Raw genomic sequence first — 8,231 nt, 5'->3', positions numbered from 1 at the left:
TCACCCAACTCCCCACGCCCGCACCCGACATCCCGCCCCTCCCCGAGGCCGCGTAACATCACAGACCGGAACCTCCCTCGTCGAGCCTTTTACACCGCTCCGAGGACGCCACCGCAGGTACACCTTGCGAACCTCTCCTTCAGCGCACTCGACGGTCTCCCGATCGATGACTGGGTCGCCCCGGACCTGGCCGCCATCACCCCCCAATCGGGCTTGCACCAGAGCTACTTCCCGGAGCGAACCCTCGCGCAATGGCTGCACCAGCACGGATACCAGTCCACCGTGTACGCCTTCCCGCAGACCGGGGTGCGCCCGCTGCGCGCCGCCTATCAGGCACTGATCGACCTGCACGCCGTCGACGCCGTGGTGCTGGTCGACGGCGGTACGGACATCCTGATGCGCGGCGACGAGGACGGCCTCGGCACTCCGGAGGAGGACCTGACGAGCGTGGCGGCGCTGGCCGCACTCGACGGCGTTCCGACCCGGCTCGTCGTGTCGGTCGGCTTCGGCATAGACGCGTACCACGGCGTGAACCACGTGCAGGTGCTGGAGAACATCGCCGCGCTGGAGCGCGACGGCGCGTACCTCGGCGCGTTCTCGATACCGCGCGCCACCCGTGAAGGCGCCCTCTACCTCGACGCGGTGACGCACGCTCAGGACCACACGCCGGACCACCCCAGCATCGTGAACGGTTCCATCGCGGCAGCCGTGCAGGGCTCGTTCGGCGATGTCCGCTTCACCGATCGCACAAAGGGCAGCGAGTTGTTCGTGAATCCGCTGATGTCCCTGTACTTCGCCTTCGACCTGCCGGGCCTCGCAGCCCGTTGCCTCTACCTCGACCGGATCGAGGACACCCACCTCATGCGCCAAGTCCACGCGCGGATCGCCGAGTTCCGCGAAACGACAGTCACTCGCCCGCCACGTCGCTTCCCCCACTGAACGTCAGGGCTGGATCAGCGCGGGAAGCTCCTGGCAGTCGGCGAGTGGTGTTGATCGCCACCCCGTCTGCCAGGAGCCTCATCGCTGCGCGCCGCTTGCGCCCCTCACATCGAAGGTGGCCCCGTGCGCGCGCCGTCTCCTACGGTCTGCGGGATCAGCAGGGGAAGGTGCCGCTGTAGAGGGCGTGTCCGTAGGAGGAGGTTCCGGAGCCGAAGCCGTAGATGCCGTCGTCACTCCAGACCGCCTCGCGGAAGCCGTTGGCGCAGGTCGACGTCGGCGCGATCGCGAATCCCTCCAGGTTGTCGGTCGGCATGACGGCCGGATTCGTGTAGGTGGTGTCCGGAACGATCGCGCCGGCGGCGTTGACCTTCAGGAAGGTGTGTGTCTCGCCGCAGGTGTTGTCGCAGGTCGCGATGGCGCGCTGGGTTCCGGCGTCGAACGTCACGTCCATCACGGAGGCCTTGCCGGTCGCGATCGTACCGAACGTGGTGAAGGTGCCGTCGGAGTTGAGGCCGTAGACGTGCAGCGTGCCGTCCCACTCCAGGCCCGCGAAGAACAGGCCCGACCCGTGCAGCGGATAGTTTGCGGGGTTGTAGGCGGCGCCGGTGAGCGGGTCGGTCCAGCCGTTCGTGGTCAGCCAGCTGTCCGGGACGTATCCGACGCCTTCGAAGCCCAGGTTGGCGTCGTCCTTGCTGCCGGTGTTGAGCTGCGGGAACTGCGAGGTCATGTCCCATTGGTGGATGGGCGTCAGCGTCGATCCGGTCGCGGCCGGGTCGAACTCCATGATCGTGTCCTTGGGGACCGTGTTGTTGGCGTTGTCACGCTCGGAGGTCACGTAGAGGTGGCCGTTGGCGCCCACCGTCAGGCCCTCGCTGTCCGGCTGGCCGCCGCCGCCGGCGAACCGGATCTGCTTGCCGGCCGCGCTCCACGACGCGTCCGGGATCCACCTGCCGTTGCTCTTGACGAGCTTGTACAGCCAGTTCTTGTTCTTGGCGGCCCACAGCACCGACGGGTTCGCCGGGTCGAACGCAAGGCCGCTCATGTCCCGGCCTTCGGGACCGGTGGCCGTGGTGAACGCGCAGACGTTGTCGGCGATCGTGACATCCGACCCGCCCGGCCATGCCAGGGTGCCCGCCGGGGTGGAGCCCGTACCGGAGGGCGCCTCGGGGGTGCAGCCGCTGGTGAGTGAGCCGCCACCGCCCAGCAGTTGACCACCACCACCGCCGGTACCACCGCCACCGCTGCCCGAGCAGGAGTTGGCACTGCCGAGCGTCGCGGTCGAGGCGGTCTGGAACCAGCCGGTGCCGTTGGCGCAGCGCTCGTCCGAGGGCTTGGCGCCATCGGTCGCCCAGGTCACCGAGTCGACGGTGTCGCCGTTGCTGTCGAGGAGGAAGACCGAGTCGTTGTCGCCCGAACCGAGGGTGGAGTTGAACGTCGCGTACCCTCCGGCGGGGACGCTGGTCGCGCTCGGTGAGGAGGACGAGATCGAGACCGGGGAGTGGGTGGTGTCATTGTCGACGTACTTCCACGACCCGATGCTGACCGCGCTCGTTCCGCTGTTGTACAGCTCCACGGTGTCCGCGTTGTTCGAGGTGACCTCGTTGATCCGCACCCGGCTCGCCGCCGGTGTCGACGACGGGCAGCCCGAGGCGTTCGACGCGCCGAAGGTGGACGCCGAGGTCGTGGTCACCCATCCCCCGGTGCCGTCGCCGCCGCAACGCGCCATCGCCGGCTTCGCCCCGTTGGTGGCCCACTCCACGCGGTCCACGACCGTGCCGCTGCCCGTGTAGATCACCAGCTTGTCCGCATCACCGAGCCCCTTGGGCGAGTTGAAGGTGACGAAACCGCCTGCCTGGATGGTGCTGGAGGACGGGCTGAACGTCTGCGGTGAGAAGCTGTCGTCGGACATCTTCCAGCCGCTGATACTCACCGCGATCGAGCCGGCGTTGTACAGCTCCACCGTGTCGCTGTTCGATGAGGTCACCTCGTTGATCCGAACGTTCTGGTAGCCGGCCTGGTCCGCGGCAGCCGCGGGCTGTGCGGCGACCGTCCCTGTCACGAGCAGTCCTGAAAGCGTCAAAGCCGCGGCGCACACAGAGGCGACGCCGGCACGCGAGAGTGAGGTAGACACGAGGCGGAAGTCTGGCGACACGATCTTGAAACTGCGTGTACGCCGGTTGAATGCCACCCACTCGCCACCGGAACGCCAGACGCCCAGCGCCCCCGGACACTCGACATCACCTGGCGCACACCGCTCCCAGCCGTCACCGTTCCTTGCCGCCGCCGCGGTCCAGGCCGCGCACCGTGCCGTCCTCGTCCAGCAGCAGACACAGGCCGCCCTCCTCAGTGCGCTCGACGCACCCCTCCAGCTCGTCGTCCGAGAGGGCGACGGGCGGCAGCCCGACCCCGTGGAGCAGGGCGTGTCCGGCGGCCGTCCGCTGCCAGGCGTCCGCGAGTGTCCGCTTGGTGACCGACCTCCATGGCGAAGGGTCACTGACAACCGGCCGATTCTCGCGCCCGGTTCACACTCGGGCTCAAGCGGACGGCGTGACCGGAGCCCGCAATCCGAGCCATTGCTCGGCGTCCCATGCCTCGAACCGTTCCACCTCGGTGAAGCCCAGCTTTGCCGCGAGGCGCATCGAGCCGACGTTGGCGGTCTGGGTGGTGAGCACCACCGGCTCGCCGGGAAGGACGCCGTCGAACCAGTCGAGCGCCGCCGCACAGGCCTCGGCGGCGTACCCGAATCCCCATGACCGCGGCAGGAACAGGTAGCCGAGATCGGCCTTCCCCGCAGCAGCCGGGCGTCGGTGCTCCGTTGCTCTCCTCAGCAGGACCTGGCCGATCATCGCGCCGTCGAGATCAACGACGAAACTCCCGGGCCACTGCTCGGGCACCTCGGGCATCTCGCGCTCCAGCTCATCGTGCGGCTGGGGGCCGCCGAGGTAGGTGTGCACCTCCGGCGACGCCAGCAGCTCGATGAACGCCGTACGGTCCCGGGCCTCGGACTCACGGAGCACGAGCCTCTCGGTTCTGATCGGTTCAGGCGGCCAGGCGACGGATCCCAGGTCTGACATGCCCGCAGGCTAACAGCTATGGAAACGCTGGCATTTGGGGCCCTTGGGATCTGCCGCCCGGCCTGCGCGCCGCGCCGCGCCGCGAAGATGGCCGACCACGCCACCGGCGTCCAACGCCCCCTGTCCCAGCGAATCCGCCGTCAGCCGGACGCCAGAGACTGTCGCCTGGCGCTGTGCTCATCGCCATGAGGGCTGTCCTGTCCGGTTGAGTCAGGGTCGTCACGGCCATACTTCGGCAGCGGTTGGAGAGCTCGATGGGCTCACTCGCCTCTGCGAGCCACGCGCGGACGTACCCGCCAGCGCCGGCCGCGAACAACACTCCCGTTCCGCCCACATGGGCTCTGGCGAGCGTATAGAGGTGGGTGCCGGTTCCGATCGGTAGGCCGACCGGCGCTCCGGTCGCAGCGTCCCACCTTCTGAGGACGCCCTCGTTGTCGCTGGAGACGAACAGGGGCTTCCAGCTGCTGGCAACGCCGTAACAGAGCGGATCCTGGACTCGTGTCCTACGGACGGCTCTCCGACTTGTTTTCCGCTCACGACGTCCCAGCGCCGGATCAGGCCGTTCTCGTCGCCCGAAACGATCACTCCTGTGCCGTCCGGGACGGCACGAATCCGACAGCCAGAACGGTCCGGCCGGTGCGGTCCCCCTCCGGCGACGACCCGAGCAGCTCGCCGCTCAGGGCATCCCACCGATACACCAAATCATCGTGACCGGCGCCGAGAAGCACAGGGCGACCACCCGGCAGAGATCGTGTCGGTCGGCACCCGTCCGCGCGTTCGCATGTGGTCCGGAGCCCGCGAAAGCGCCGGACGGGTTGCCGCCTGGGCCCTGTACCGATCATCTGACATGCCCGGACCCCAGTCAATCCTATGGATTTCTGCCGATAGCCAAGGTAAAGCTTGGGGCTTATGACCCTCGATGATCTCCGAGTCTTCGTTGCCGTGTGCCGGGCCGGAAGCCTCAGCGCCGTTGCCCGGGAGCTTGCTTGCACGCAGTCCGCCGTGAGCCAGCACGTGAAGCGACTGGAGAAGGAGACCGGCCTGAGCCTGCTCGAGCGCCGGCCTCGCGGCGTCGTGCCCACCCACGCGGGGCAAGTCCTCTGCGACGCCGCCGCCGGCAGCATCGCCGGACTGGAACTCGCCCTGCGCCGGCTCGGCGACCTCGCCAACGGCGACAGCGGCTCGGTGCGCGTCACCACCGGCGGAACGACCGTGCGGCACTTCATGTCCGAAGCCATCGTCGCCTTCCGGCAGCGATATCCGAAGACGAGTTTGGAGTTCCGGACGGAAACCTCCAGCCGCGGCTGCTTCGACGCCCTCACCGCGGGCGACCTCGACCTCGCCTGGGTCACCATCGCCGGCGCCGTGCGCGGCATCGAGCAACGCCCGGTCGTCGACCTGCCCTGGGTGCTTGCCGTACGCCCCGACGATCCGCTCGCGGCACGAACCCGTCTCCGGGCGACGGACCTCACCGACATCCGCATCATCCGACTCCCCCAGAACTCCACCTCAGGCGCCCGCCTCGACGCTGCCTTCGCTGAGCAGGGCATCCCGAACAGCTCAGACACCAGCGTGGCCGACTGGGACACCGCCCTCCTGCTGGCCGAACTCGGGCTCGGACACGCCGTCGTACCCGCCCTGCCCGGCCGGCGGATATCCGGCGACGGCCCCCTCCGTCTCATCCCCCTACCCGACCTGCCTCCGCTCACGGTCGGCTGGGCGGTCCGCCGCTGGGACGCCCTGACACCACTCGCCCGCACCTTCGCCGACACGGTCGCCACCAACTGCGCGGAAGTGGCGGGCCACCGAGCCGTGCGGCCGTGATCGGCCTGCGGTGGAGTGTTCGCTCACGACCTTGAGAGGCATTCAGCCACCGGCCGCTGCCAGTTGTCACCGGTAAGCGCTCCTCGTTGCGGCCCACGCGGCCAGTCGGCGGCCGGACCCCTTGCAGTCGTTGTGCTGCTGACGTTCACGTGACAGGCGATGGTGGCTGAGGGATGGCTTCGAAGGGTTCACTGTCGCGTGAGCGGGAGTCTGAGGACTCCGCGGTCGTGTCCGACGACCAGGTCCTCGCCCGCAGCGGCCAGACAGGTGAGCGTCACGTCGAGGGCAAGGTGCTGCACCGTGCCGGTCTCCGGCTCCCATATCCGCAGTCTGTGACCGTGTTTGCTGCCGGTGACCAGGACAGTGCGGCCGTCGTGCGGGGTGGCGGCGGCGATGAGCGGCAGCCCCGCGGTTCCCGTCGAGCTGGGGAGGGAGTCGCCGATCGGGGCGCCGGTGGCGGGATCCCACAGCATGATCACGCCGGCGTTGTCCCCGGTGGCCAGCACGGTTCGGTCGCGTGTGGGCACGGCCGCGACGGCTGCCACACGGTGGTCGGCGTCGTGGAGCGCACGTGCACTCAGCTGTACGGCCGCGCCTGGGTCCCAGGGGTCGTCGACGGCTGGATCCCACACGTGGAGGCGGCCGGCGGTGTCCGAGGCCGCGATCAACGTGTGGCCGGCGGAGATCGGGATGGCGGCGATCGACTGGATCTGGCTGCCGTAGGGGTTGAGCCGCCCGACAGGCTCACCGGTGACCGGGTCCCACGTGCGCACCGACCCTCGCGGGGTGGCGGTGACGAGCAGGGTCCGGCCGTCGGTGGTGCTCGCCGTACACATTCCGGTCACCCCGCCGGGCCAGTTGCCGGCCGGTTCGCGAACCGGCCGCCCGGTGGCAGGGTTCCACACGGCGATCGTCCCGGTGTCGCCTCCGCTCGCCACCAGGACGCGGCCGTCCGGCAGCGGCACAGCCGTCAGCGAGCAGATACGGTCGGGATGTCCTGCCAACGGCCCCTGAACCAGCGTGCCGTTGGCCACTTCCCACAGCCACACCACGCCCCCGTCCCCAGCGCCTGCCACGAGTGCTGGCTGACCGGGGCCGGACACCACCGTCAGCGAGTTGACTCCTCCGAACGAACTGGGCGCGTCGGCGAACACTGCGATACGGCCCCAGGGCGTGCCGTCGGCCGTGCGCAGAGTGTTCCCGTCCTGCCGGAACCGGGTCGCGGCTTCTCCGGTGCGCCCTGCCGCCGTTGACTCCATCGTGCCGGCCGCCCCGTCGGAGGCCGTCCACTCCCCCCCGACATCGGTGTGGGGGCGCGCACCGTCCGGGTTCTCCGTCAGGCCGTCGGCGATCGTCCAGGTCTGCTCGCAGTCCCAGCACCGGAAGTGTCCGGTGAGCAGCATCAGTTTGCGCGCCCATTCCCTCCCGGCCGACTGTGGGACGCCCTTGACGGCGACCAGGGCGGCGACCAGGCACAGGACGGCCTGCCCTGGCGTTTCGGGGCGTACGCCTGCCGCCGCAACTGCGCGTGCCGCCCGCAGGAAGGGCTCCCACCCCTCCCCCAGGGCCTCCTCCTGCAGCGCTGCGGCCATCGCACGCCAGGGATGGTCTCCCTCGCGGACGCAAGCGGGATCGGGCGGCCCTGGAGCCTCGGAGGACGGCCGCACCGGGTCCACGAAGAAATCGGTGATCTCGGTATCGCTTCCGCACCCGGGACACAGCAGCACGAGCTCCTTCTGCTGGGGCTCGAGGAAGCGCCACAGCGCGGTGGCGGTGTGGTGACGGGCAAAGGCAACACAGCACAGCGCGAGGTGGGCGCAGAGCTCCGCGGGATGGCCGGAGGCGAGAAGGCTTTTGACGGCCGCCCACTCGGCCAGCCGCAGCGCGGCGTTGAAGCCCGCCTCGAGATCGGCCGGGATGGGGGGCCTGTCCTCCGCGGTCACGATGAATCCCAGGTCCACCCAGAATCCCGAGGTCTGTCCAGGGGGCAGGGCCGCTGCCGCCTCGACGAGATACGGCAGGGCCGCGTAGGCCCCGTCGTACAGCGTTCCGTCGTTCATCAGGCCGTCGGTCAGGTAGGTGCAAGTCTGCCGCGAGGCGTCGCTGGTCTCGGTGGCAGCGAGGGAGGCCACCTGTTCCAGAAGTACGTTGACGTCTTCGACGGTCACGCCGTCAAGGTCCTGCCAACGAGGACTGTTCAGGGGCAGCTTCGGAATCATGGGGTGAGTCTCGCAATCAGGGGTGACAACCGGAGGGCGTGACGTCCGGCAGCCCTCTGCTCCCGACCACGGGACCGGCACGTACGTCGGGAAGCCCTGCCCTCCGCACGGGGCTCCTGCCCCTGCGCACGGGGCGCGATCCGCTCCGGGGGCGGCAGTCCATCTGCCGGCGTTC

4 protein-coding genes and 1 pseudogene are annotated in these 8,231 nt (G+C 69.4%); 2 read left to right on the top strand and 3 right to left on the bottom strand.

Translation table 11 applies throughout. The features are described from left to right. Positions 1-114: 114 nt before the first annotated feature. Positions 115-939: pseudogene (locus tag ABZT03_RS07280) on the top strand (DUF1152 domain-containing protein); the annotation flags it as partial. Between the two features lie 154 nt (positions 940-1,093). Here the strand turns inward: ABZT03_RS07280 and ABZT03_RS07275 are convergent. Together ABZT03_RS07275 and ABZT03_RS07270 are read right to left on the bottom strand one after the other, a co-directional pair. Beyond that, on the bottom strand, positions 1,094-2,998 hold the full coding sequence (locus ABZT03_RS07275; RefSeq protein WP_356034696.1) for a lamin tail domain-containing protein: 1,905 nt from the start codon (positions 2,996-2,998) through the stop codon (positions 1,094-1,096). Positions 2,999-3,473: 475 nt separating this feature from the next. Continuing rightward, the gene (locus tag ABZT03_RS07270) at positions 3,474-4,013 is read right to left on the bottom strand and encodes a GNAT family protein (RefSeq protein WP_356034693.1); all 540 of its coding nucleotides are present in this window, start codon (positions 4,011-4,013) and stop codon (positions 3,474-3,476) included. A gap of 909 nt (positions 4,014-4,922) precedes the next feature. Between ABZT03_RS07270 and ABZT03_RS07265 the strand changes: the two genes are divergently transcribed. Continuing rightward, entirely contained in the window at positions 4,923-5,837 is a 915-nt protein-coding gene (locus ABZT03_RS07265) for a LysR family transcriptional regulator (RefSeq protein ID WP_356034690.1), read from the top strand. Positions 5,838-6,025: 188 nt separating this feature from the next. Here the strand turns inward: ABZT03_RS07265 and ABZT03_RS07260 are convergent, their stop codons facing one another. Beyond that, positions 6,026-8,005: a WD40 repeat domain-containing protein gene (locus ABZT03_RS07260; RefSeq protein ID WP_356034687.1), complete on the bottom strand. Its 1,980-nt coding sequence runs from the start codon at positions 8,003-8,005 to the stop codon at positions 6,026-6,028. Positions 8,006-8,231: the final 226 nt, after the last annotated feature.

The organism is Streptomyces sp. NPDC005574, from assembly GCF_040605435.1.
Classification (GTDB): domain Bacteria; phylum Actinomycetota; class Actinomycetes; order Streptomycetales; family Streptomycetaceae; genus Streptomyces.
Note: the sequence above shows the minus strand (reverse complement) of the source record. Positions and strands in the feature narration are given on the sequence as shown.

Excerpts from the sequence above, each read along its gene's own strand:
- ABZT03_RS07265 (WP_356034690.1), top strand. The coding sequence starts at position 4,923 with ATGACCCTCGATGATCTCCGAGTCTTCGTTGCCGTGTGCCGGGCCGGA.
- ABZT03_RS07270 (WP_356034693.1), bottom strand. The coding sequence starts at position 4,013 with ATGTCAGACCTGGGATCCGTCGCCTGGCCGCCTGAACCGATCAGAACC.